Annotated in this window: 23 protein-coding genes and 1 tRNA gene; 6 read left to right on the forward strand and 18 right to left on the reverse strand. The window is 59.2% G+C overall.

From position 1 onward, the window contains the following. Positions 1–307 precede the first annotated feature (307 nt). The 3 genes from AC1DNW_RS02850 (at position 308) to AC1DNW_RS02860 (ending at position 3,797) form a co-directional block, all read left to right on the forward strand. Complete coding sequence (locus AC1DNW_RS02850; RefSeq protein WP_113311503.1) at positions 308–2,212, forward strand: EAL domain-containing protein; 1,905 nt, start codon at positions 308–310, stop codon at positions 2,210–2,212. A 73-nt stretch (positions 2,213–2,285) separates the two neighbouring features. Next, positions 2,286–2,930: an HD domain-containing protein gene (locus AC1DNW_RS02855; RefSeq protein ID WP_113311455.1), complete on the forward strand. Its 645-nt coding sequence runs from the start codon at positions 2,286–2,288 to the stop codon at positions 2,928–2,930. A gap of 9 nt (positions 2,931–2,939) precedes the next feature. Further along, entirely contained in the window at positions 2,940–3,797 is an 858-nt protein-coding gene (locus AC1DNW_RS02860; RefSeq protein ID WP_113311504.1) for an MOSC domain-containing protein, read from the forward strand. Between the two features lie 19 nt (positions 3,798–3,816). On the opposite strand, the gene AC1DNW_RS02865 is transcribed toward AC1DNW_RS02860, so the two are convergent. The 13 genes from AC1DNW_RS02865 to rpoZ all read right to left on the reverse strand — a co-directional run bounded on the left by AC1DNW_RS02865 (position 3,817) and on the right by rpoZ (position 14,240). Then, entirely contained in the window at positions 3,817–4,812 is a 996-nt protein-coding gene (locus tag AC1DNW_RS02865; protein ID WP_113311456.1) for an aldo/keto reductase, read from the reverse strand. A 99-nt stretch (positions 4,813–4,911) separates the two neighbouring features. Beyond that, a complete protein-coding gene (gene recO / locus AC1DNW_RS02870) occupies positions 4,912–5,682 on the reverse strand; it encodes a DNA repair protein RecO (protein WP_113311457.1) in 771 nt (256 codons plus the stop codon). A gap of 54 nt (positions 5,683–5,736) precedes the next feature. Further along, complete coding sequence (locus AC1DNW_RS02875) at positions 5,737–6,105, reverse strand: response regulator (protein ID WP_477832845.1); 369 nt, start codon at positions 6,103–6,105, stop codon at positions 5,737–5,739. A 58-nt stretch (positions 6,106–6,163) separates the two neighbouring features. Further along, complete coding sequence (locus tag AC1DNW_RS02880) at positions 6,164–6,409, reverse strand: hypothetical protein (protein WP_162748623.1); 246 nt, start codon at positions 6,407–6,409, stop codon at positions 6,164–6,166. 37 nt (positions 6,410–6,446) lie between these two features. After that, entirely contained in the window at positions 6,447–7,199 is a 753-nt protein-coding gene (locus tag AC1DNW_RS02885; protein ID WP_113295193.1) for a Crp/Fnr family transcriptional regulator, read from the reverse strand. A gap of 204 nt (positions 7,200–7,403) precedes the next feature. Next, the gene (gene era / locus AC1DNW_RS02890) at positions 7,404–8,342 is read right to left on the reverse strand and encodes a GTPase Era (RefSeq protein ID WP_113295192.1); all 939 of its coding nucleotides are present in this window, start codon (positions 8,340–8,342) and stop codon (positions 7,404–7,406) included. Positions 8,343–8,350: 8 nt separating this feature from the next. Continuing rightward, positions 8,351–9,067 carry a ribonuclease III gene (gene rnc, locus AC1DNW_RS02895; RefSeq protein ID WP_113295191.1) on the reverse strand — a complete coding sequence of 239 codons (717 nt, stop codon included), beginning with the start codon at positions 9,065–9,067 and terminating at the stop codon, positions 8,351–8,353. Next, the gene (gene lepB, locus AC1DNW_RS02900) at positions 9,064–9,807 is read right to left on the reverse strand and encodes a signal peptidase I (RefSeq protein ID WP_113295190.1); all 744 of its coding nucleotides are present in this window, start codon (positions 9,805–9,807) and stop codon (positions 9,064–9,066) included. Before lepB ends, rnc begins: the two co-directional genes overlap by 4 nt. A 114-nt stretch (positions 9,808–9,921) precedes the next feature. Beyond that, positions 9,922–10,326 (reverse strand): holo-ACP synthase, encoded by a 405-nt coding sequence (gene acpS, locus AC1DNW_RS02905; protein WP_113295189.1) that lies wholly within the window; start codon positions 10,324–10,326, stop codon positions 9,922–9,924. 34 nt (positions 10,327–10,360) lie between these two features. Next, positions 10,361–10,951, reverse strand: coding sequence for a DUF2062 domain-containing protein (locus AC1DNW_RS02910; RefSeq protein ID WP_113295188.1), 591 nt, complete (start codon positions 10,949–10,951; stop codon positions 10,361–10,363). A gap of 145 nt (positions 10,952–11,096) precedes the next feature. Then, positions 11,097–11,246 carry a DUF3563 family protein gene (locus tag AC1DNW_RS02915; protein ID WP_113295187.1) on the reverse strand — a complete coding sequence of 50 codons (150 nt, stop codon included), beginning with the start codon at positions 11,244–11,246 and terminating at the stop codon, positions 11,097–11,099. Positions 11,247–11,441: 195 nt separating this feature from the next. After that, the gene (locus tag AC1DNW_RS02920) at positions 11,442–13,676 is read right to left on the reverse strand and encodes a RelA/SpoT family protein (RefSeq protein WP_113295186.1); all 2,235 of its coding nucleotides are present in this window, start codon (positions 13,674–13,676) and stop codon (positions 11,442–11,444) included. A gap of 159 nt (positions 13,677–13,835) precedes the next feature. Continuing rightward, the gene (rpoZ, locus tag AC1DNW_RS02925) at positions 13,836–14,240 is read right to left on the reverse strand and encodes a DNA-directed RNA polymerase subunit omega (protein ID WP_113295185.1); all 405 of its coding nucleotides are present in this window, start codon (positions 14,238–14,240) and stop codon (positions 13,836–13,838) included. A 297-nt stretch (positions 14,241–14,537) separates the two neighbouring features. On the opposite strand from rpoZ, the gene AC1DNW_RS02930 reads away from it, so the two are divergent. Further along, positions 14,538–15,119: a LabA-like NYN domain-containing protein gene (locus AC1DNW_RS02930; RefSeq protein WP_007820126.1), complete on the forward strand. Its 582-nt coding sequence runs from the start codon at positions 14,538–14,540 to the stop codon at positions 15,117–15,119. A gap of 141 nt (positions 15,120–15,260) precedes the next feature. Here the strand turns inward: AC1DNW_RS02930 and smpB are convergent, their stop codons facing one another. Both smpB and dapA read right to left on the reverse strand, forming a co-directional pair. Continuing rightward, positions 15,261–15,740, reverse strand: coding sequence for an SsrA-binding protein SmpB (gene smpB, locus AC1DNW_RS02935; RefSeq protein ID WP_007820124.1), 480 nt, complete (start codon positions 15,738–15,740; stop codon positions 15,261–15,263). 101 nt (positions 15,741–15,841) lie between these two features. Next, on the reverse strand, positions 15,842–16,726 hold the full coding sequence (gene dapA / locus AC1DNW_RS02940) for a 4-hydroxy-tetrahydrodipicolinate synthase (protein ID WP_113295184.1): 885 nt from the start codon (positions 16,724–16,726) through the stop codon (positions 15,842–15,844). A 215-nt stretch (positions 16,727–16,941) separates the two neighbouring features. Between dapA and AC1DNW_RS02945 the strand changes: the two genes are divergently transcribed. Continuing rightward, complete coding sequence (locus tag AC1DNW_RS02945) at positions 16,942–19,020, forward strand: lytic transglycosylase domain-containing protein (protein ID WP_477851841.1); 2,079 nt, start codon at positions 16,942–16,944, stop codon at positions 19,018–19,020. A 64-nt stretch (positions 19,021–19,084) separates the two neighbouring features. Next, entirely contained in the window at positions 19,085–19,978 is an 894-nt protein-coding gene (locus AC1DNW_RS02950) for an alpha/beta fold hydrolase (protein ID WP_477851842.1), read from the forward strand. Between the two features lie 131 nt (positions 19,979–20,109). Here AC1DNW_RS02950 and AC1DNW_RS02955 read toward each other — a convergent pair whose 3' ends face one another. From AC1DNW_RS02955 to AC1DNW_RS02965, 3 genes are all read right to left on the reverse strand, one after another. Further along, positions 20,110–21,153: a porin gene (locus AC1DNW_RS02955; protein ID WP_113509051.1), complete on the reverse strand. Its 1,044-nt coding sequence runs from the start codon at positions 21,151–21,153 to the stop codon at positions 20,110–20,112. A gap of 568 nt (positions 21,154–21,721) precedes the next feature. Next, positions 21,722–21,811 (reverse strand) — tRNA-Ser (locus AC1DNW_RS02960). Positions 21,812–21,952: 141 nt separating this feature from the next. Beyond that, the gene (locus AC1DNW_RS02965; protein ID WP_477851843.1) at positions 21,953–23,170 is read right to left on the reverse strand and encodes an NAD(P)/FAD-dependent oxidoreductase; all 1,218 of its coding nucleotides are present in this window, start codon (positions 23,168–23,170) and stop codon (positions 21,953–21,955) included. Positions 23,171–23,223 lie beyond the last annotated feature (53 nt).

Raw genomic sequence — 23,223 nt, forward strand, 5'->3', positions numbered from 1 at the left:
ATCAGCGGCGCTTTCAATTTCCCTCGGTAAGCCAGGTTCCTTCGGTATTTCAGTAGTTTGCGAGATACAAACAAATTGCCGGCTAGCTATAAAGGGTCGTGAAGTTGCAACCGATTATTAATCGGGGAGGTAGAATATACCGCATGCGAGTTGCCGAAAATGGCCGCTTGTTGCTTATAAAAATTGATTCTTGCAGTCATTTCAGAAAGGTCTTTTTTATGTCCGGCGCGATATGGCATCCTTGCCAATCGAAGACGCCTTCGCCTATTGCCATGCTTTCATCGCAACCGTCCCGCGGGGGGTGCGCATGAAAGCCCAGACGCTTTTCTGGCAACAGTGCACGCAGGCCGTCAACCAGGACGGATCGATCGATGCAGAGCATCTGATGGAGCTCGTGATCGCGACCTATCGCAGCCATGAAAGCGAATATGACGAAATCGAGCATAGCGCTGAGACGCTGCTCACCGAAAACCGCGAATTGAAGAACACGATCACTTCCACCACGCAGGCGCTTGCGGAACAACGCAAGCTCTTCGAAATCGTGCTGAACAACCTGCCACTCGGCCTCAGCGTGTTCGATGCGGATCAGCGGCTGACCCTTTCCAACCTGCGCTTCCGCCAGCTCTTCGGCTTTACCGAAAGCGATATCACACCCGGTACGGCGATTGCCGACCTGATGAGCAAAACGCGCGGCACGGAGCACGCCAACACCGGGACGCACCGCAAAAAGCGAGGCCAGGAAGCCTCTTCGAAGGCAGGGCGCATCCGCAGGCGCGAATGGATGATGGATGATGGCCGCATCATCCAGAGCGTCGTCACCATCCTTGCCGATGGCAGCAATATCGCCATCCATGCCGATATCACAGAAGACCGCAAGGCCGCCGAGCGCATCACCTATCTCGCACATCACGATCCGCTCACCGGCCTGCCGAACCGCATTCGCTTCCGCGAGCAGCTCGATGCCGCCCTTGCCGAGCGCAAGGACGATGAGCAGATCGCGCTCGTGCATCTCAATCTCGACCGGTTCAAGTCGATCAACAATACCCTGGGTGTGTCGGCCGGCGACAAGATCCTGCAGCAGGTCGCGGAGAGAATCCGCGCCTCGGCCGGCTCGGAAAATATCCTTGCTCGTCTCGGCTCGGACGAATTCGCGATCCTGCAGACGCACCGCCAGCAGCCGTGGAACATCACCGCCCTCGCCGACCAGATCCGCCGTGAGCTCAGCGAACCCTTCTTTCGCGGCGACAAGCAGGTAGAACTCACTGTTTCCATGGGCATTTCGATCGCCCCTGACGATGCCACCGAGACCGACAAGCTGCTGCGTAACGCGGCAGTCGCCCTTTCCCACGCCAAGGCGGACGGACGCCGCCACGAGCGCTTCTTCAGCGGCGAGATGGAGGAGAAGATGCAGGCCCGCCATGCGCTGGAGGCCGATCTGCGCGCCGCCGTACAGAACGAGGAATTCGAGCTTCACTACCAGCCGCTCTACGACCTGACGCAGCATCGCATCTGCGGCTTCGAGGCGCTGATCCGTTGGAATCATCCGGTGCGCGGCCGAGTCACGCCGATGGAATTCATCCCGCTTGCCGAAGAGGTCGGCCTCATCGTCGATATCGGCCGTTGGGTTTTGCGCCGCGCCTGCAACGATGCAGCGCAATGGCCGGAAGATATCAAGATCGCCGTCAATGTCTCGGCCATCCAGTTCAGCAGCAGCGACCTGCCGCGGGATGTCAATGAAGCGCTTGCCGCCGCAGAACTCTCGCCGTCACGTCTCGAACTCGAGATCACCGAAAGCGTGCTGATGGAAAATCTCGATGAGGCCTTGCCGATCCTGCATGCGCTCAGGGAACGCGGCATTCGCATCTCCATGGACGATTTCGGAACCGGTTATTCGTCGCTGAGCTACCTTTCGAGTTTCCCCTTCGACAAGATCAAGATCGACAAGTCCTTCGTGAACGACATCGTCGAGAATAAGGAAGCACATGCGATCATGCGCGCGATCATCCTGCTCGGCGATGCGCTCGGCATGCGCGTGACCGCGGAGGGCGTGGAAACCGCAGAGCAGATGGCGCTGCTCGAATACGAGGAATGCGACGAGATCCAGGGCTATTATATCAGCCCCCCGAAACCCTTTGGCGACGTAGCCCGCATGCTTTCCATGCCGCCGAAGAAGAATGGCGGCGCTACGCCGTTCGCCAAGCTCCGGTACTGATTTCGAAACATTGCGACTCGCTGTCCAAGCGGTTATCGACTGGATACGAACCCTTTGAAAACCGGTGACGACAATGTTCAAGGCCGAAGCCTTCTCTCCCCACGAGTCTCTGGCTGTGGAGCTCATTCCACATGCGACCGAGGGTGACGACGGGTCTCACGACCTCGCCCATATTCTGCGTGTCTTCCGCAATGCCATGCGCATCCACGCCGCGGAAGGCGGCAAGGGCCGTGTGTTGGCCGCTGCCGTGCTGCTGCATGATTGCGTCGCCGTCGAGAAGAATTCGCCGTTGCGCGCCCAGGCCTCTGCGCTCGCAGCAGAAAAAGCTTCGCGGATATTGAAAGAGCTTGGATGGGGCGATGAGGATATCGCCGATGTCGCCCATGCTGTGACGGCGCACAGCTTCTCGGCGAATGTGCCGCCGGAAACGCTGGAAGCGAAGATCCTGCAGGATGCGGACAGGCTGGATGCCATCGGCATGGTCGGCGCGGCGCGCTGTTTCTATATTGCCGGGCGGCTCGGATCGGGACTCTACGATCCTTTCGATCCTGCCGCCGAGGGCCGTCCGCTCGACGACAAGCGTTATGCGATTGACCATTTCCAGACGAAGCTGTTCAAACTGGCGGATGGTTTCCAGACCCGGACCGGCCGTGAACTGGCAGCGGCCCGCGACAGGAGCCTGCGCGACTTCCTCGCGGCATTTATGGACGAAATCTAGGAGCCTATGATGCGTGTCAGCGATCTCTTCATCTACCCGCTCAAGAGCGCCCGCGGTATCGCCCTGCCCTCTACCGAGATCGATGCCTACGGTCTGCCCGGGGACCGGCGTGCCATGGTGACGGACGCGGACGGACATTTCATCACGCAACGCGAGCTGCCTGCGCTCGCCCGCATCGACGTGCGGCCCGAGGCCGGCGCTTTTCGGCTGCTGATGCAGGGCAAGCCGGAGATTGCCGTGCCGCCGCCGCATCCGGACCGGCGGCTCGACGTCATCGTCTGGAGATCACCTGTCAGCGCAGCGCTAGCCGACGACGACAGCAATGCCAGGCTTTCGGAATGGCTCGGTCGCGAAGTGAAGCTCGTCTTCTTCGACGGTCAGGCTCAACGAACGGCCAATGCCGAATGGGCAGGCGGAGACACACCGGTAACCTTTTCTGACGGCTACCAGATCCTGGTGACGACGACTGGATCGCTGAAGGCACTGAACGCCGACCTCTCGGCCCATGCCGAAGGCGGCGTCGGAATGGAGCGCTTCCGGCCGAATGTCGTCATAGACACGGATGAAGCCTGGGCAGAGGACCGCTGGGCGGCAATCGAGATTGCCGGTATCCGCTTCGACCTCGTCAAGCCCTGCGCCCGTTGCATCATGACGACGCAGGACCAGTTGACGGGTTCACGCGAGGTGGCGAACCCCATGCCCGCCATGGGCCGCATCCGCATGTCGGGCGACCGGCGCGTGCCCGGCCCGCTTTTCGGCTGGAACGTCACCCCGCGTGGCACCGGCAGGGTCACGATCGGCGACCAGGTAAAGGTCATCGAGGCCCGGCCGGAGGGCTGGGCCTTCAAGGTTCGCGCCCGAGCATAGGCCTTGGCCTTTTCTGGCCTCAGACGCGGGCCAGCGCCGTGTCGATCTCTGCCATCACATCAGAAGGCAGCGGGCCCTTTTCCAGCGCGCCGGCATTTTCCTCGACCTGCGCAACCGTCCGGAAACCAGGAATGGGCAGGGTGCGCGGCGAACGCGCCCAGAGCCAGGCGAGAGCGCCCTGGGTCAGCGTGCGTCCATCCGATATGAGAAGGCTGCGCACGGCATCGAGCCTTGCTGCGAATTCGGGCGCGATACGGCCATCTCTAAAATAGACCATCCATTCGAGTGCGGCACCGCGTACATCCTTGGCACCGACGGCCTTTTCCGGCGTGAACTTGCCTGTCAGCAGGCCCATGGCAAGCGGACCGCGATTGATGGAGATCAGATCGTTCCTTTCGACCACATCGATCATCTGAGGCACGGGCTCGAAGACGTTCATCGTATGCTGGATCGAGACGAAACCCGGCCGGCCGGCATGGCGGGCGGCACGATCGGGGAAATCCGTGCTCCAGCCGATAGCGTCGATCTTGCCCTCCACCCGCAGGGCCTGCAGCGTATCGAAGACTTCGTCGGACTGTTCCAGCGGAAAATCATTGAGATGGAATTGCAGGAGATCGAGACGCTCACGCTTCAGCCGGCCCAGCGACGTCTCGACGGACTGGCGGATGAAGGCCGGATCGGCAAAGGCGCCGGTCGCCTGCTTCGTCTCCGGATTGGTGGCAAAGCCGAATTTGGTCGCGATGACGATATCGGCGCGATTGCCGATCGCCTGTCCCAGGACCTCTTCCGAATGGCCGGCACCGTAGTTCGAGGCCGTATCGAAGAAGCGGATGCCAAGATCGATCGCACGGTTGATGGCTGCAATGGATTCATTATCGTCCACCTCGCCCCAGCCGAGCGGCGTCTCGCCGGCAAAGAACGGGCCGCCGATCGCCCAGCAGCCCATGCCGAGGCGGGGGATCTCCTGCCCGTTCCAGAGCTTGATGGTGGTCGATGTGTCGGGCTTCGTCAGCATGGCTTCCTCCTTGAGCGTTCGATCCAAGGAGAGATAGGAGGCCCACGCATGGGGGTAAACCGCCAAAATTGAAGACTGTTTTGCAGAGATGAAAAGCCGTCAGGCAGAAAGTTCATCCGGCGGGGAAAGCGTCCGGGGGGTCGGGTTCAGTGCCCTGAGTGCTGCCTGAACGAAGCCCTCACGCGCCGCCGAAGCCTCCAGACCACGCGGCTCGTAGACATGGCGGTGCAGAAAGAATCCAGTCAGACGGAATGCCGTCGTAAGGCCTTCAAGATCGGCTGCGTGGTTTTCTTGCGTACTCAGGAAATGCGGCAAAAGCAGCATCTTGTCGGCCCAGGGTTCTCCGGCACTGCGGCTGACGGCACGGCCGGATTTCGGCGAGACATAGGCAAGATCGGCGCGGGTACCGGTCGCCGCACATTCCGAGAGGTCGAGGCCGAAACCGAGATCGTTCAGCACTGCGAGTTCGAAGCGGACGAAAAGCTCGCCGGCATCGGCGGGATTGTGGAGATGGTCGAGAATGACTTCCAGCGCCTCGAAGAGATGCGGATGCGGATCGCGCTCCGGCAGCAGACGCAAGAGGGCTCCCATCGCCTGCACGCCATAGACGGCGGTTGCCGTCTCCATCAGCCGCGCGGCGCGCAGCTTCACCGGTTCGAGGCGGAATTCACCGAGATGTTCATCCAGCCGGGCACGCCAAGTGACTTCCACCTCGTTGCCGGGCTGCAGCACCGGCTGCATGGTCCGCGAGCGGCCGGAACGGACGAGACCGAGATGACGGCCGCGCTCACGTGTCATCACCTCGGCGATGACACTCGTCTCGCCGTGGCGCTTGACGCCAAGAATGATCGCCTGGTCCTGCCATTGCATCGGAAAACCGTCCTTCAGTCTGCCGATTCATTCTAAAGCACGGCTAGAACTATGTCATTCCGCTGGCGATGGAAAAAGCTTCTGGAGGAAGTCGCGCATCGCATTCTCGTCGAAAGGCTTGACGAGAAGCGGCACGTCCTGAAGGTCTGTCGGGAAATCCTGTGTATCGGAATAGCCGCTGACGAAGCCGAAGGGAATATTGGCCTGCGACAGATCGCGCGCGAAATCGAAACTCAGCGCCTCACCCAGATTCACATCGAGAAGCGCGAAATCGTAATCTGCGACTTGGATTGCGTCCCTGGCCTGATCGAGGCTATTGGCGATATCGATGGTATCGGCGCCGACCAGGCGCAGAATATCCTCCGCCTCCATGGCGATGATCAGACTGTCTTCCAGGACCAGAACACGGGTTCTTGCGTTCATGATCTCCATGCCCCTCGTGAAGCGCAAGCATTGCAGCGCTTCGACCTTTTTGCAAACATCATTCCGTCGGTGCCCCGCCTGGACCGTTGACGGTGGTTGCCCACCAGAACTGGATAGCCACATTTTCGCCTCCCGTCGATAAAACGAAAATCGGGGAAAGATGACGCGACTCTATTTTTTCCGGCATCGCTTTGCATTTAAAAAAGACATCAAGGCTGACCAATCCTAGCAGGAAACTCCAAAGCGTGTCGCGATCTTTCAGATTCGCTTGCCACGCTTCGAGGCTTTGTTTGACGCATGTCATTTTCGCAAAACCGCTGCACAGTTTTGCGCGACGTGCTTTAGATGAAAGGCCGCTTTCCTTCGCGCAACCCTTCCCAGCCCGCCACCTGCATCAGACCTTCTCCGTCCAGCACATCGCAGCCGCGCTCCTGCCAGCGGATGAGGCTTCGCGCGGCGAGCTTTTTTAGTGTCTTGTTGGTGTGAACGATCGAAAGGCCGAGCGTATCGGCAATGTGCTGCTGCGTGATCGGGATGACATTGCGGCCATTGAAAAGGCCGAATTTCCGTGCGCGTTCGAAGAGGAAGGCGATCAGATACGCGGCTCTTTCAAGCGCGGTGCGGCGTCCTATGCTCAACAGGTGTTCGTCGAGTATCCGTTCTTCCTGCGCCGCTATCCAGGTGATGTCGAAGGCCAGCGAAGCGTGCTTGTTATAGAGAGACATCAGCTTATCGCGCTCGAAGACGCAGAGCGTTACCGGCGATAAAGCCTCTACGGAGTGCTGCATCTCGCCCATGATCGTGCCCTGCAGACCGACCAGGTCGCCCGGCATGACGTAATTCAGGATCTGCCGGCGGCCATCCTCCAGCATCTTGTAACGGAAGCCCCAGCCGGAGAGCACGGTGAAGAGGTGGGCGCTATGAGCGCCTTCGACAAGGATGGTCGCCCCGGCATCGACGGCCAGTTCCCCCCTCTTGAACTTCGAGACGAATTCCAGTTCGTCACGGTCGAACTCCCGGAAATGCGGTAATGGCCGCAACGGACACTGCTCGCAGGGTGTCTTGAAGGAATGGGTAGGTTTTGCCGTCGCCATCTTGTCCCTGCCATCGCAAAAACCGGCGCTGCAGGGTGCAGCGCCGTTGGCAGGTCAATGCGCAGACAGGCCGATTTGTTCCTTGGAACAGGCAGCAATTTTTACACGGAAACAAGGAGCTGGAGCCCGCTTGCCGGTTTTCTTGTCACTTTGCTTTCCGCATGTTGTTATCACAAACCGCTGCACACTTTTGCGCGACATGCTTTAACGCGGGAAGTCGAGACCCATCTCACGAAAGCGTTCGGGATCATCGCCCCAGTTTTCGCGCACCTTGACGAACAGGAACAGATGGACTGGCTGTTCAAGGATTTCAGACAGTTCACGGCGGGAGGCGGAAGAGATCGCCTTGATGGTTTCGCCGCCCTTGCCGAGTGCAATCTTCTTCTGGCTGTCGCGCTCGACATAGATGACCTGTTCGATGCGCACGGAGCCATCCTTGCGCTCTTCCCACTTTTCGGTCTCGACATGCGAGGAATAGGGAAGCTCCTGATGCAGGCGCAGGAACAGCTTTTCGCGGGTGATCTCGGCGGCAAGCTGGCGCATCGGCAGATCGGAGATCTGATCTTCCGGATAATACCAGGGGCCTTCCGGCAAGGTCTTTGCCAGATAATCCATGACGTCGTCGCAGCCGGAACCGTTTTCAGCCGAGATCATGAAGGTCTGCTCGAAGGCGATCTTCTCGTTTGCTGCAGCGGCAAGCGCCAGCAGGCTTTCGCGATTGACGCGATCGACCTTGTTGAGCGCAAGGAGCTTCGGTTGCGGAACATTCTTGAGGCCTTCGAGGATCGCCTCTGCATCGCCACGCAGGCCGCGCTCGCTATCGATCAGCAGCATGATGAAGTCGGCATCCTTGGCGCCGCCCCAGGCCGACGTCACCATGGCGCGATCGAGGCGGCGGCGCGGCTTGAAGATGCCGGGCGTATCCATGAAGACGATCTGCGCATTGTTGTGGATGGCAATGCCGCGCACAATGGCACGTGTCGTCTGCACCTTGTGGCTGACGATCGATACCTTGGCGCCAACGAGGCGGTTGACCAGCGTCGACTTGCCGGCATTGGTCGGTCCGATGAGGGCGACAAAGCCGGAATGCGTCGGACTGCTTTCGGCAGCGTTCTCGGCTGCCATTTCGTTTTCTTCTGTCATTGATCCCGTCAGTTTCCGGCAGACGTCGGCTGCCAAATGCCTTCGCGCTCGAGCATTTTCGTAGCAGCGACCTGTTCTGCGGCGCGTTTGGAGCGCTCTACTCCCGTTTCCGGTGTAACGCCAGCAACTTCTACAGTCACCCTGAAGCGCGGATCATGATCCGGTCCGCTGCGTTCCTCAACCCGGTAGACGGGCGTGACGCCAAATTTGGCGTGCGACCATTCCTGCAGCTCGGTTTTCGCGTCACGGCGGGCGCCATCGGCCCGCACGGCCCTGCCTTCCCAGTACCGCAGGATGAAACGACGGGCGACCTCCAGGCCGCCATCGAGATAGAGAGCGGCAATCAGGCTTTCGACGACATCGGCCCGCACGTTCATCATGCGCTTGCCGGTGAGCTTTTTCACGTCGGCGCCGGTACGGATGTAAAGATGGAGATTGAGTTCGTCTGCAACCGCCGCGCAGGTTTCGGCGCTGACGAGCTGGTTCAACCGCACCGAAAGTTCGCCTTCCGCCGCAGTCCCGAACGTGCGGAACAGCAACTCGGCGATGCTGAGTCCGAGAACCCTGTCGCCGAGAAATTCAAGCCGCTCGTAATTGCCCTTGTCGGTACGCGCGCTGGCATGGGTCAGCGCGCGGTCCAGACGTTCCTTTTCGGCAAATTCATGCCCGATCAGGGTTTCAAGCTTTGCGCGGTCCGCCGCTGAGAGCGTCTGCGCCTTGCTCATTCAACAACCTTGAAGAGGCGGTCCCAGCGCATATTGGTCGGCCATTTCCAGATTTCGCGGAAGGACGTGTCGTTGCCGAGCGAGAAGAAGATAACGCTGGCGCGGCCGACAAGGTTTTCCGCGGGGACGAAGCCGACATCGAAGCGGCTGTCGAGCGAGTTGTCGCGGTTGTCGCCCATCATGAAATAATGGCCTTCCGGAACGATGAACTCGCGGGTGTTGTCGCCGCGCGAGACCGGCGACTGATCGAGCGTGTCGTAAGTCTTGCCAGTGTCCAGCGTCTCGCGGAATACCGGCACGTCCTGGCCCGGATCGAGCTTATAATCGGAGTTGAAGGTACCGTCCGGCACCTTCGGAACCGGCTTGCCGTTGATATAGAGAATACCGTCGGTAACCTGGATATGATCGCCCGGCAGGCCGACGACGCGCTTGATGTAATCGACATCAGGATTCGGCGGGAAACGGAAAACGACGATGTCGCCGCGCTTCGGATCGGAACCCAAAATGCGGCCGCTGAAAATGTCAGGCGAGAAAGGCAGCGAATATTTCGAATAGCCGTAAGCAAACTTGTTGACGAAGATATAGTCACCGACCAGCAGTGTCGGCATCATCGAGCCCGAGGGAATGGTAAAGGGCTGGAACAATACAGTCCTGATAACCATCGCCAGGATCAGAGCCTGGATGATGACCTTGATATTTTCCCAGAGGGCGTTCGGCTTGGCTTCGACTTTTTCGGACACGCAGTCTTATTCCTTCAAGACGCCATAAAGGCGCATTTCGTTCTGATGTTCTCTCTAGCGGCTTCGGCCGATGGCGGCAATAACGACGGCATTAAAAGCGACGAGAGGTCGCTATCATACGGCATCCGGCAGCGCTTCGATGATCACAAAAGCCTGAGCCAAGGGATAATCATCGGTTATTGTCAAATGAATGGCGGCCTTGTGACCTGCCGGCAGCAGAGCCTGCAGCACGGTTGCGGCACCACCCGTCAGCTGCATCGTCGGCTTGCCGCTCGGCAGGTTGACGACGCCCATATCCTTCCAGAAAACCCCCTGCGAAAGCCCCGTGCCGAGCGCCTTGGAACAAGCCTCCTTGGCGGCAAAACGCTTGGCGTAGGATTCGGCGCGGTTGGCGCGGCGATCCGAGCGAGCACGCTCGACCTCGGTGAAACAGCGATGCGTGAAGCGGTCACCGAAACGCTCGATGGATTTCTCCACGCGTCTGATGTCGATGAGGTCGCTGCCAATGCCGATGATCATGCGAAAAGCCTTTCGGAATGATTCTGCTTCGGGCTCAGACGGTCGGCAGATCGGCGGCGGGATCGGCGATCCGAAGCCGCGCACGCTCCATCAGCCGGGCGCGTCGGCGCGCCTGAAAACCCCGGACGGTGTAGAATGTCAGCACATAAAGCGCAACCGAAGTAACGGTCGCGGGCGGGATGGCGCCAATCAGCATCGGCTCCAGCACCGGCTTCCAGAGTTCCGTGAAATGCAGTTTCTGGAACAGCTCGGCGAGATTGATCGACTGCCCGTCCATCTGGTCCTGCCGGCTGAGCAGCAGGTGACCGACTTCCCAGGTGATGCCCCAGATAAACGGATAGGTCAGCGGATTGCCGAATGCAGCACAGCCAAGGGCTGCCGCCACCATATTCCCCGACAGGAAATAGGTGATGACGAAGGCCATGATGAAATGCACGCCGATAAAGGGTGTCCACGAAACGAAGACACCCGCAGCGACGCCGACCGCAACGGCATGCGGCGAGGCAGTCAGGCGCAGGACGCGCATCATGAGATATCTTGGCGGGCGCAGAAAACCCTTGCGAGGCCATACGAGCTCTCGCAGCTTTTCCATAAATCCCGCAGGTTTGCGACGACGAAACAACATGGCCGGTATTTAGTGCAGCGCACATGACCATGACAAGAGCGGCAAATGGAACCGCTTAACAAACAGGCCGTCTATTCTTCTTTTCTTTCGAGGGGCGTGGATCATGCATAACGCCCCCTTCCTTGCGTCAAGTATATCTCAGCGATTAGCGGCTGCGGAAGATGCCGCGATCGACCTGGCGCTGACGATATTCAAGATCGATACGGTCATGCGAGCCATTAAGATAGGCCATTTCACGTTCCTGAGCGGTCGGAGCGCGAAGAGCGCGGGCGAACTTTCTGATCGGTTCAAACATTGCTTTACCTCATCTTCGTTTCATTTCTTGATGACCAGAAGATAGTCGTCGCAACGGTTAATTACCACCACTGTAACCTGAGCACAGCCATGCGCAATGCGCATGGCTTGCCATTTCGATGTGCCCATCAGGCCATTAAATGGTCACAAAATGTGCAAACCGCAATTCTATCGAGGGTAATAATTTAACAAAATCCTACTCATAGAGACGCCGGATCGTCGCAATGCAGTCGAGATCCTTGAGTTGAGCAAGAAGCTGATTGAGCTGACGCAGGTCCCAGACCTCCACCTCCAGCACCATTTCGGTGAAGTCTGTTGCCGCACGCACAGTATTCAGCATGCGAATGTTGACGTCGAGGCTTGCCACCGTCTGCGCCACCTTGGCGAGCGTACCGGGCTCGTTCAGCGCGTTGACCATGATGCGGGCCATGAAGCGGGACTTGTTGGCCTCGTCCAGATCCCAGCGCACGTCGATCCAGCGGTCCGGCTGATCGTCGAAGCGCTGCAGTGCCGGCGACTGGATGGGATAGATGGTGATGCCCTTGCCCTTATCCATGATGCCGACGATGCGATCACCTGGCACAGCACCGGTCGGCGAGAACTTGACGTCGACATTGCCTGAGAGACCACGGATCGGCACGATATCGGGATCGCTCTCGGTGGAGGCGCGTTCGCCAGCGAGATCAGCCTTGGTCTTGCCGGGGATCTTGAAGATCATGCCGGCGGCACTGCGAACGTTGAACCAGCCCTCGTCACCGGCCGGCTTGACGGTAACACGCTCGTCCTGATGATCGGGATAGACGGCGCGCAGCACGTCGAGCGAGGACATCTCGCCGCGGCCAACGGCGGCGATCGCATCTTCCACGTCCTTCTGCCCCAGACGGTGCAGGGCCGGCTTCATGGCTTCGCGCGAGAAAATCTTGCCGGCACGTTCGAAGGTGCGCTCGAGGATGCGATGGCCAAGACCGGCATATTGCTTGCGGATCGCCACGCGCGTCGCGCGCCTGATGGCGGCGCGCGCCTTGCCTGTGACGACAATCTCTTCCCAGGCGGCCGGCGGCACCTGCACGCCGGAGCGGATGATCTCCACTTCATCGCCATTGTTGAGGCGGGTGACGAGCGGCATGATGCGGCCGTTGATCTTGGCGCCGACAGTCGTGTCGCCAATATTCGTGTGGACGGCATAGGCGAAGTCGATCGGCGTCGCGCCGCGCGGCAGCGCGATCAGCTTGCCCTTTGGCGTGAAACAGAAAACCTGGTCCTGAAACAGCTCGAGTTTGGTATGTTCGAGGAACTCTTCAGGGCTGTCGCCTTCCGCCAGCGCCTCGATCGTATGCCTGAGCCAGGAATAGGCATTGCTTTCGCGCGACAGGATGTCGCCATCAGCATTGGTGGCGCCGTCCTTATAGAGCGTATGGGCGGCGATGCCGAACTCGGCGATCTCATGCATGCGCTTGGTGCGGATCTGCAGCTCGATACGCTGCATCGACGGGCCGACGATCGTCGTGTGCAGCGACCGGTAGTCGTTCTGCTTCGGCGTCGAGATGTAGTCCTTGAAGCGGCCGGGCACGACGCGCCAACGCGTATGGACGATACCGAGCGCCCGGTAGCAGGAGGGAATATCCTCGACGATGATGCGGAAACCGTAGACATCCGAAAGCTGCTCGAAGGAGAGCGACTTCGACTGCATCTTGCGGAACACCGAATAGGGCTTCTTCTGCCGGCCCTTGACATAGGCAGCCGTCAGCCCGCTCGCAATCAGGAGGTCGCGCAGTTCGGCTTCGATCTTCTTGACCAGCCCTTCATTGCGCTTCGACAATTCCTCGAGGCGCTTGGTGACGGTCTCGTAGGCCTCCGGGTTCATGTGCCGGAAGGACAGCTCCTCCAGTTCCTCGCGCATGTCCTGCATGCCCATGCGGCCGGCAAGCGGCGCATAGATTTCCATCGTCTCTTCGGAAATGCGGGCGCGCTTTTCCTGCGACATATGGTCGAGGGTGCGCATGTTGTGGAGGCGGTCGGCAAGCTTGACCAGCAGGACACGCACGTCATCGGAAATGGCAAGCAACAGCTTACGCAGATTTTCCGCCTGCTTGGCCTTCTTGGTCACGAGGTCGAGCTTCTTGATCTTCGTCAGACCTTCGACCAGGCGGCCGATATCCTCGCCGAAGAGCTCGTCGATCTCGGCGCGAGTCGCCGTGGTATCCTCGATCGTGTCATGCAGGAGGGCGACTGCGATCGTCGATTCATCGAGATGCATGTCGGTCAGGATGGCGGCCACTTCGAGCGGATGCGAGATATAGGGATCGCCGCTCGCCCGCTTCTGCTGCCCATGCTTCTGCATGGCATAGACATAGGCTTTGTTCAGCAGAGCTTCGTTGGCATCGGGCTTGTATTTCTGAACCCGCTCGACGAGCTCGTACTGCCGCATCATTCCAAAGCCACTCCAATAAAATAAAAGGGCGCCAATCGCAGACTGGCGCACACATGGGCAATATTATGCCTAAGCCTTACAGGCGCAAGATTGATGATTGGTAATCGTCGATCTTTTGCCGCGCAGGAAGCCCCGGCCGCTCAGAGGCCAGGGACGCGCTTAGTAATCGTCGCTCTTTTCCGGCGGGACGAGGCCTTCGATGCCGGCCAGAAGCTCTTCTTCCGACATCTGGTCGAAGGTGATCGTTTCCGGCACATCGTCCTGCTCTTCGCCATCGGCGGCGGCCGTCGTACCGGCTGCGATCAGGCTTGCCGGATCGGGCTCCGGCTCGTCCACTTCCACATGCTTCTGCAGCGAGTGGATCAGGTCTTCCTTCAGATCATCGGGCGACAAGGTCTCATCGGCGATTTCGCGCAGAGCCACAACCGGATTCTTGTCGTTGTCGCGATCGATCGTGATCGATGCACCCTGGGAAATCAGCCGGGCGCGGTGGCTGGCGAGCAGAACCAGCTCGAAGCGGTTCTCCACCTTGTCAATGCAATCTTCTACTGTGACACGGGCCATTGCCTGTCCTTTGCGGTCGTCTTTTCAGGATTAAAACGCCCGATACAATTAAAACCGGGCAAATTCAAGTTTTTCGTTAGGGTCCCCTCGCCTTTATCCGTAGCCGGTCCAAATTTCCATGCACAACATGACATTTCCACCGGGGGTTGCTTGGAATATCGCGAATCGTGCCCTAAATCTTTCATATATGAATAATTCATAAAGTATGAAACAGCTCTACGCCACATCCACAAGCCGCTGTTTTTATTGGCCTGGGTGGCTTATGGATTTCGATTACTCTCTTTGGATTGGTAAGCGATGTTTGACCCACGCGAGAAAATTGCACTATTCATAGACGGCGCCAATCTTTACGCTGCATCCAAGAGTCTCGGCTTCGATATCGATTACCGCAAACTATTGAAAGCATTTCAGAAACGTGGATATCTGCTGCGCGCTTACTACTATACCGCGCTGATCGAAGACCAGGAATATTCCTCGATCCGTCCACTGATCGATTGGCTCGATTATAACGGCTACAAGGTCGTGACCAAGCCCGCCAAGGAGTTTACCGACTCCATGGGACGTCGCAAGATCAAGGGCAACATGGATATCGAGCTCGCGATCGATGCCATGGAACAGTCCGAAACGGTCGACCATCTCGTCATCTTCTCCGGCGACGGCGATTTCACCAATCTGGTCGAAGCGCTGCAACGCAAGGGACGCAAGGTTTCGGTCATTTCGACCATGTCGACCCAGCCGCCAATGATCGCAGACGACCTTCGTCGTCAGGCCGACCACTTCATCGATCTTCTGTCGCTGAAAGCCGAGATCGGCCGTGATCCTTCCGAACGTCCCCCGCGTCCCGCCGAAGTGGCGCCGGCCAGCGATTTCGAAGACTAAAGCGCGTCGCGATCTCTAGGATTCGCTTGCCACGCTTTAGTCTTTCGTTTTCGCATGTCGTTAGCTCAAAACCGCTGCACACTTTTGCGCGACATGCTTTAAGCCTTCATTCACGAATTGCAGAATGCCGCAGGCAAATGATCAGCCGTTGTCTTTCAACAGACGGCTCTTTTGCCTGTTCCAATCGCGCTCCTTCTCGGACTCGCGCTTGTCATGTAGCTTCTTGCCCTTCGCGAGCGCCAGCTCGATCTTGGCGCGGCCTTGATCGTTGAAGTAGATCTTCATCGGGATCAGCGTCATGCCTTCGCGATTGATGCCCGCGCGCAAACGGTTGATCTCACGCCCGGACAAGAGCAGCTTGCGACGGCGACGCGGCTCATGGTTGAAGCGGTTCGCCTGCAGATATTCCGGCAGATAGGAATTGATCAGCCAGATCTCGCCATCCTCGTCGGAAGCGTAGGATTCGGCGATATTTGCCTTACCTTCGCGCAATGACTTGACCTCGGTGCCCATCAGCACCAAGCCCGCCTCATAGGTATCGATGATCTCGTAGTTGAAGCGAGCCTTGCGGTTTTCCGCAACGACCTTCTTCACGATACGCTGGCTGCCTTTGGGGGCCATAACGATAATTCCATTTGAGGGGCGCGAATGCCGCGCCCTCATTTCCTGTCATCTATGTAAGAGAGCGGCCCGGTCTTGTGAAGACAGGCCGGTTTGCAGCCTCAGTTGAGCAGGCCGGCGTGACGCATGGCAGCATCGATCGCCGCCTCCGTCGAGGGTTCCAGCGAGGACATCAGCGGAGAGCGAACAGTGCGGCTCATACGGCCGAGCTTCGCGAGGCCGTATTTCGCGCCACAGACGCCCGGCTCCATGAAGACAGCCTTGTGCAGCGGCATCAGCCGGTCCTGCAGCTCCAGAGCCTTGGCATAGTCACCGGCAATCGTCGCTGCCTGAAACTCTGCGCAGAGGCGCGGCGCGATATTGGCCGTGACGGAGATACAGCCGACGCCGCCATGAGCGTTGAAGCCGAGAGCGGTCGCATCCTCGCCGGAAAGCTGACGGAACTCCTTACCGCAGGTGATGCGCTGCTCGGAGACGCGCTCGATCTTACCCGTCGCATCCTTGACGCCGACGATGTTCCTATGGGTTTTGGCAAGCGCCCCCATCGTCTCCGGCGTCATGTCGACCACCGAGCGGCCGGGGATGTTGTAGATGTAGATCGGCAGGTCAACGGCTTCGGCGATCGCCGAATAATGGGCGATCAGGCCCTTTTGAGTCGGCTTGTTGTAATAGGGCGTGACGACGAGCACCGCGTCGGCGCCGACCTTCTCGGCATGCTGGGCAAGCTCGATCGCTTCGCGCGTATTGTTCGAGCCGGCGCCGGCCATGACAGGCACGCGTTTGCCCGCAACTTCGATGCAGAGCTCCACCACCCGTTTGTGCTCGGCATGCGACAACGTCGGCGACTCACCGGTCGTGCCGACCGGAACGAGGCCCTTGCTGCCCTCCCCGATTTGCCACGCGACATGAGCGGCGAAGCTGTCTTCGTCGATCAGTCCGGCATCGGTGAAGGGGGTTACGAGCGCGGGGATGGACCCATTGAACATGCAAAGCTCCTCACGGCCGATATCCTTGCTTCAGCCGCATTCCATGAATAAGAGTTGCGCACCATAGAGCGGCAAAATGGCTGCGACAAGCGCGCATAAGTCGGATAGGGCAAATTCCGATAGCAAATGTGAATGAATTTTACCTGTTATGGTAAGGTTTCGTTAAGATGCCTCCAGCCAAATGGAAGGGCATGTTTTCGTTGCGAGTCATACGGATGAAGAGAGCCGTTCTGATCCTGTCCGCCTTCGGCCTGGTGGCCGCGGCCTGGGGCAGCGCCGCATCGCCGCTCCCCGGCGAGGGCGCCCCCGCGCCGGCCGTCAAGCCGCTGGGCTTCGTGCCGGAGACATCATCCTTCCCCGAGGCGATTACGACCGGCGCCATTCCGCGCAATTCGGCGATCGCGCCTGTCAGCAGCGATCTGAAGGCGGGTCTCGATGCGCTCTCCAACAAGGATCCGCAGCAGGCGCTCGCCATCCGCAATACGATGGCGGCAGGAACACTCGACCGCCATATCCTGACTTGGGCAATCGCGACTTCCGGCCTGAAGGGCGTTCCCTCCTATGAGATCGCCAGTGCTTCGGACGAGCTGAAGGGTTGGCCGGGTCTCGAGCGGCTCCGCGGTAATTCCGAGCGCGCGCTCTATGACGAGAATCCCGCTCCTGCTGCCGTGCTGAACGCCTTCGGCGATACCGCGCCCGAGACGTGGCAGGGTGCGATCATCATGTCGCGCGCGCTTGTAGCAACCGGCAAATCTGCGCAGGCGGCGAAATATATCGGCAAGATCTGGCGCGGACAGGCGCTCGACAAGGCGACCGAAGACAAAATCTTGGCCGAATTTGCCGGCGTGCTGACCGCTGCCGACCACAAGACGCGGATGGACTACCTGATGTATCGCGGCCGCGTGGCACAGGCCAAGCGCTTCGGCGACATGGGCCAGGCGCAATCGCTCTACAAGGCATGGGCTGCCGTCGACAACAATGCGGGCAATGCCGGCGCATTGCTAACCGCGATCGATGCAAAATGGCGCAACGATCCCGGCTTTCTGTTCGCGCGCATCGAATATCTGCGCAAGCAGGACAAGTATCTCGACGCCGCCAAGCTGCTGCAGCAGATACCGCGCGACCGGACCGAACTGATGAATTCGGGCGAATGGTGGAACGAGCAGCGGATCGTCAGCCGCGGTCTCGTCGACCAGGGCCAGTTCAAGACAGCCTACCAGATCGTCGCCGCCTCCGTTGCGACGGTGCCGACCGATATCGTCGAAGCGCAGTTCCATGCCGGCTGGTATGCGCTGCGCGGATTGCAGGACCCGACGACGGCCGAGACACATTTCCGCAAGATCCTGCAGGTTTCGAACGGCCCGCTCTCTGTTTCTCGCGCCTGGTATTGGCTCGGGCGTTCAGCGGAAGCCGGCGGCCCGGGCAAGGCCAGCGAGTTTTTCGCCAAGGCCGCGAATTTTCCGGGCACATTCTACGGGCAGCTGGCAGCTGAGCGGCTTGGGCGGAAGACCTTGAACGTCACCTATCCGTCGCCGACACCAGCCGACCGCCAGAATCTCCAGCAGCGCGAAGCCGTGCAGGCGATCGGACGGCTGGAGACCGCAGGTCATGGCTGGCGTGCGGCAGCGATTTACCTGGCCCTTGCCGACCAGCTCCAGAGCCCCGGGGAGCTCGCGATCCTGACGGCCAAGGCCGAGCAGGCGGGCAACCATCATCTTTCGCTGCAGATCGGCAAGATCGCCTATGGGCGCGGCATCGACGTTGCGGCGCTGGCCTTCCCGGTCGGCGTCATTCCCGCCAACGCCAATATTTCCGGCTCGGGCAAGGCGCTCGCCTATGCGATCGCCCGGCAGGAAAGCGCTTTCAACCCGGCGGCCGTTTCCGCAGCCAATGCCCGCGGTCTGCTGCAACTTCTGCCTGGGACGGCCCAGGCCGTCGCCAAGCGGCACAGCATCACCTATTCCAAGGACAAGCTCACAGCCGATGCCGGCTACAACGCGACGCTCGGCGCGCATTATCTCGGCGAGCAGATCGAAGCTTTCGGCGGCTCCTATATCCTGACCTTCATCGCCTATAATGCCGGACCGAAGCGCGTGCCGGAATGGATCGGCCGCTATGGCGATCCGCGCGGCAAACCGGTCGACGAGATCGTCGACTGGATCGAGCGCATCCCCTTCCCCGAAACGCGCAACTACGTGCAGAGGGTGATGGAGAATTACGAGGTCTATAAGGCTCGACTGGGTCAGTCCCCTGATATCGAGCGCGACCTCATCGGCGGTCGCGGCGCGACCTAAGCTCGCCTAGTAGCCACGTTGAAAGCACGCTACATCTCGGTTCAGAAGACCGGATGGAGATGTCATGGCTAACGCAGTCACCAACGGGTTTACCGAAAAATTCTTTGAATCTACCGATGGGCTCAGGCTTTACGCCCGTAACTACCAGCCGACCGGTGAAAGTACCGACCGGTTGCCGGTCGTCTGCCTGCCGGGCCTTACGCGCAATGCCCGCGATTTCCACGAACTCGCATTGATCCTGTCGCGGGACGCAGGTTTCCCACGGCGTGTCATGGCAGTGGACTATCGCGGACGTGGCCTGTCTGATCGGGATGATAACAAGGCGAATTACAATCTCGCTGTCGAATGCGGCGATGTGATTGCCGCCTGCGATGCGTTCGGCATAGACCGCGCCATCTTCATTGGGACCTCGCGCGGCGGGCTGATTCTGCATCTGCTGGCGGCAATAAAGCCGGAACTGCTCACGGGCGTCATCTTAAACGATATCGGCCCGGTCATCGAGCCAGCCGGGCTGATGGCGATCAGGGACTATCTCAACCGTGACCGCAAACCTCGAAGCTGGAGTGAAGCGATCGATATCCTCAAGGAGAATCACGGCGCTGCCTTTCCCTCGCTCGATCCCACCGACTGGGAGAGCATGGCGCACGCCATCTATCGAGAACAGAATGGCGTACCTCTCGCCGACTATGACCCGGCGATTGCCCAGCAGTTGAAAACAATCGATTTCAACAATCCCCTCCCCGACCTCTGGCCGCAATTCGAGAGGCTGCGCTCCACACCGCTGCTGGTGATCAGAGGAGAGAACTCCAATCTGCTATCGCGAGAGACAACAGAGGAGATGACGAAGCGGCACCCGGGGATCGTTCAGATCACGGCGAAAGGCCAAGGTCACGCGCCGCTTCTGCATCTAGGGGACATTCCGGAGGGAATCGGTACGTTTGTCAGCAGGCTTCGCTGATCCGGCGGCTGAGCCGTTCACCCCGGATTTTGCCTGTTTCCCGACTGCCAATAGGCATCGGACTCCAGCATAAAATAGAAAAAGCCCGGCTCGAAAGCCGGGCTTCCCTGAATGACCGAAGTCAGATCAGATTAGAATGCACGCTGCAGGCGGAAGTAGCCCGAGGTTACGTCGTCAGCACCATCCGGATCGAGGTACTGAACCGAAACCTTTGCAGAGAGGTTGTCTACGATCTGGTAGTCAACCGTCAGACCAACCTTCCAGGCATCGTTGTCGTCGTTGAATTCGTCACCGACGATGCCGTAGTGGCCGTAGTACTGTACGCCCGGGGTCAGCTTCAGCTTGTCGGTAGCCTTGATGGCGTACTCGGCAGCAACGGCCCATTCGGACTTGTTGTAGTAGGCGTTCGGGTTGGTGGAGTAGACAGCTGCGAGGCCGAGCGTGCCCGGACCGATTGCAACGGTACCCATAGCGCGAACAGCGCCTTCTTCGTTGTCGGTGTCGTAACCAGCAGTGATCTGGTAGGTGAAGGCACCAGCCTTGCCACCGAGACCAACAGCTACGCCGAAGTTGTTAGGGGTTTCGCCGTCGTAGAACGGGCTGTCTTCCAGTTCGTCAACGCTGATGCCAGCGTAGAAGTCACCGGTTTCGTACTGATAACGGATCGAGTTATGCAGGGTAACCGGGGAGCCGATGTCGTCCGTTTCGCCGGAGAGACCATCGTCCCACCAGGAGTAGAACAGACCAGCGCGGAAGCCGGCGATGTCGAGGTAAGCAGAATCAAGCTGCGTCTTCTGGTTAGAAGCGTTGTCAGCATTGGCCTGAATAACGATCACGCCGGTAAGCGGGCCGTATTCGGTGTCGCTCTTGGCCGTGAACTGGATCTGACCACGCGTACGAGCGTCCCAGTCCGAGTCGTTCGGAACAGAACCGCCGCCGCTAGCACCGATCGAGCTTGCGTTCGGAGCAACGTCAACCTGGAAACGGATGTAACCGTTGATCTTCAGGCAGGTTTCCGTGCCCGGGATGTAGAAGTAGCCGGTGCCGTAGGCGTCGCAGACGCGAACGTATTCAACCGGTTCCGGCTCGGCAGCAACGATTGCGTCAGCTGCCTGAGCGCCGGATACTACTGCCAAAGCAGCAGCGGAGCCGAGAAGAAGGCTCTTGATGTTCATAATGACCTCCAATTCAAGTTTCGATCGGAGATAGGATCACGCCTGGACAGCGTTTCCCTGCCCCATCTCCGGTGTTTGAAGAAGTCGGGCGGTCAAGCCCTTGCTTCCGAGGGTGAAAATACAAGACGGCGGCTGTCACGCAATCACCAACTTGTGTTCAGGAGGGGTTTACGAAAGCCTTACCGAAACCCTGTTGCTGAAAGGCCACAAGTTGGGCAATGGCCCCGCTGCTTGTTTAGGCTTTATTAAGAAAGTGCTTATTTTCCCGGTATTTATTGGGGTTTCATAAAGGCCGGAGGCGCTTCCTGTGCCAAATCGGCACCATTTTTCCGCCTGATTCTGCCACTTTGGGGGTGATTGGCGGCCAGTCGCGCAACGGTCGTGATACATTAGAAGAAACCGATTTCAGTCTTCACGCCGAGAAGCCCGCTGATTCCCGACGCGATTCGGTTCGCGATCAGATCGATTCCATAACCGGTCGTTCGACGCCCGAATTCGCGAAAGGGAAAAACCGCCCGTGGTGGTGGCTAGCCATACGACGTCAACATTCTATGAGTTTGAAGGAAAATGGCGGAGAAGATGGGATTCGAACCCACGATACCATTCCTGGTATACTCCCTTAGCAGGGGAGCGCCTTCGACCACTCGGCCACCTCTCCGGTCGGAGCCCTGATATGGGTATTCACCGGTACGATCAAGCTTTTTTTGAAGTTTTCACACGTCCTTTATTTAGGCGGCAAACGCGATGGTGACAGTCAAAACTGAAACTGCCTCCAAAGCCGATCGCGCTCTGCGCTTATTCAGGCCAGCAACTGCTTCAGATCGGCCGCAGGATCGGCCAGGATCGCCCGATCCGGATTGATTCCTGATTCCAGCATCTTCTTGCCCGTCACATAGGCCTTTGCATCGTTGATGGCGTCGACGGCGATCAGCCTGCCCTCGCGGAAATACCAGACGGAGCTTGCTCCTTCGCGGGCGCCGGGACGCAGCAGCGTATCGTCATAGCCCATATTGAAGCCGGCGATCTGGAGCTTCACGTCATACTGGTCCGACCAGAACCAGGGTTTCGGGTCGTACGATTCGTTGCCGCCGGCAATGACGGCAGCGGCAGCGTCCGCCTGATCGACGGCGTTCTGCACGGATTCGAGCCGGATGCGACCGCCCTGCCAGGGCAAGCTCGCGCAATCGCCGGCCGCAAAGATCGATGGATCGGATGTGCGGGCGAATTCATCGACGATGATTCCATTGCCGACTTCGAGACCCGCTTCCTTCGCCAGGAGATCGTTCGGCACGACACCGATACCGACAATGACGAAATCCACCTCGATGGTGCTGCCGTCGGAAAGCTCGGCGCCGGTCACCCGGCCATCCTTGCCTACAAGATGTTTGAGGCCGGTCTTTTCGCGAATCGTAACATCATGGCTCTTATGAATCGCGCGCATGATGTCGGCGGTTTCCTTCGCCGCGACGCGCTGCAGGATCCGGTCGGCCATCTCGATGACGGTCACTTCAAGGCCGAGATGGCGGGCGACGGCCGCAGCCTCAAGGCCGATATAACCGCCGCCAATGATGAGCACACGGCGGCCGGGTCGCATTTCCTCGGCCAGCAAATCGGCATCGCGCTTGTCGCGGGCGACATAGACGCCATCGAGATCGCCGCCGATGGCCGCCGGCAGACGACGCGGCGTCGAGCCCGTCACGAGTGCCAGCGTGCCATAGTCGAGAACGGAACCATCCTGCAGCAAGACCTGCTTCGCATCGCGCTTGATCTGCTCGGCCCAGGTCGACAGGCGAATCTCGACATTATTGTCCGGGTACCAATGCTCGGGGCGGAACAGCAGGCGGTCGAAGGCCATCTCGCCCAGCAGGTATTTCTTTGAGAGTGGCGGGCGCTGATAGGGAAGCACGTCTTCGGCGCCGATGATCGTGATCGGGCGCATATCCTTCAGCGCACGCAGTTTGGCTGCCAATGCGAAGCCTGCCTGCCCCGCGCCGATGATCACCAGTCTGTCCGTCACGATATCACTCCCGAATATCAGCCATTCCACAGGGAGAAGGCCTATCCCCTGCC

The sequence above is a fragment of the Rhizobium sp. 05L429 genome (assembly GCF_056397645.1).

Bases quoted from the DNA above. Each gene is read 5' to 3' on its own strand.
- rpoZ (WP_113295185.1), bottom strand. From the start codon at position 14,240: ATGGCCCGTGTCACAGTAGAAGATTGCATTGACAAGGTGGAGAACCGC.
- AC1DNW_RS02910 (WP_113295188.1), bottom strand. From the start codon at position 10,951: ATGTTGTTTCGTCGTCGCAAACCTGCGGGATTTATGGAAAAGCTGCGA.
- era (WP_113295192.1), bottom strand. From the start codon at position 8,342: ATGACAGAAGAAAACGAAATGGCAGCCGAGAACGCTGCCGAAAGCAGT.
- AC1DNW_RS02945 (WP_477851841.1), top strand. From the start codon at position 16,942: ATGAAGAGAGCCGTTCTGATCCTGTCCGCCTTCGGCCTGGTGGCCGCG.
- AC1DNW_RS02855 (WP_113311455.1), top strand. From the start codon at position 2,286: ATGTTCAAGGCCGAAGCCTTCTCTCCCCACGAGTCTCTGGCTGTGGAG.
- AC1DNW_RS02920 (WP_113295186.1), bottom strand. From the start codon at position 13,676: ATGATGCGGCAGTACGAGCTCGTCGAGCGGGTTCAGAAATACAAGCCC.
- smpB (WP_007820124.1), bottom strand. From the start codon at position 15,740: ATGGCCCCCAAAGGCAGCCAGCGTATCGTGAAGAAGGTCGTTGCGGAA.
- AC1DNW_RS02955 (WP_113509051.1), bottom strand. From the start codon at position 21,153: ATGAACATCAAGAGCCTTCTTCTCGGCTCCGCTGCTGCTTTGGCAGTA.
- acpS (WP_113295189.1), bottom strand. From the start codon at position 10,326: ATGATCATCGGCATTGGCAGCGACCTCATCGACATCAGACGCGTGGAG.
- AC1DNW_RS02875 (WP_477832845.1), bottom strand. From the start codon at position 6,105: ATGAACGCAAGAACCCGTGTTCTGGTCCTGGAAGACAGTCTGATCATC.
- rnc (WP_113295191.1), bottom strand. From the start codon at position 9,067: ATGAGCAAGGCGCAGACGCTCTCAGCGGCGGACCGCGCAAAGCTTGAA.
- AC1DNW_RS02915 (WP_113295187.1), bottom strand. From the start codon at position 11,246: ATGTTTGAACCGATCAGAAAGTTCGCCCGCGCTCTTCGCGCTCCGACC.
- AC1DNW_RS02930 (WP_007820126.1), top strand. From the start codon at position 14,538: ATGTTTGACCCACGCGAGAAAATTGCACTATTCATAGACGGCGCCAAT.
- AC1DNW_RS02950 (WP_477851842.1), top strand. From the start codon at position 19,085: ATGGCTAACGCAGTCACCAACGGGTTTACCGAAAAATTCTTTGAATCT.
- recO (WP_113311457.1), bottom strand. From the start codon at position 5,682: ATGCAATGGCAGGACCAGGCGATCATTCTTGGCGTCAAGCGCCACGGC.
- AC1DNW_RS02885 (WP_113295193.1), bottom strand. From the start codon at position 7,199: ATGGCGACGGCAAAACCTACCCATTCCTTCAAGACACCCTGCGAGCAG.
- AC1DNW_RS02860 (WP_113311504.1), top strand. From the start codon at position 2,940: ATGCGTGTCAGCGATCTCTTCATCTACCCGCTCAAGAGCGCCCGCGGT.
- dapA (WP_113295184.1), bottom strand. From the start codon at position 16,726: ATGTTCAATGGGTCCATCCCCGCGCTCGTAACCCCCTTCACCGATGCC.
- AC1DNW_RS02880 (WP_162748623.1), bottom strand. From the start codon at position 6,409: ATGACATGCGTCAAACAAAGCCTCGAAGCGTGGCAAGCGAATCTGAAA.
- AC1DNW_RS02865 (WP_113311456.1), bottom strand. From the start codon at position 4,812: ATGCTGACGAAGCCCGACACATCGACCACCATCAAGCTCTGGAACGGG.
- AC1DNW_RS02850 (WP_113311503.1), top strand. From the start codon at position 308: ATGAAAGCCCAGACGCTTTTCTGGCAACAGTGCACGCAGGCCGTCAAC.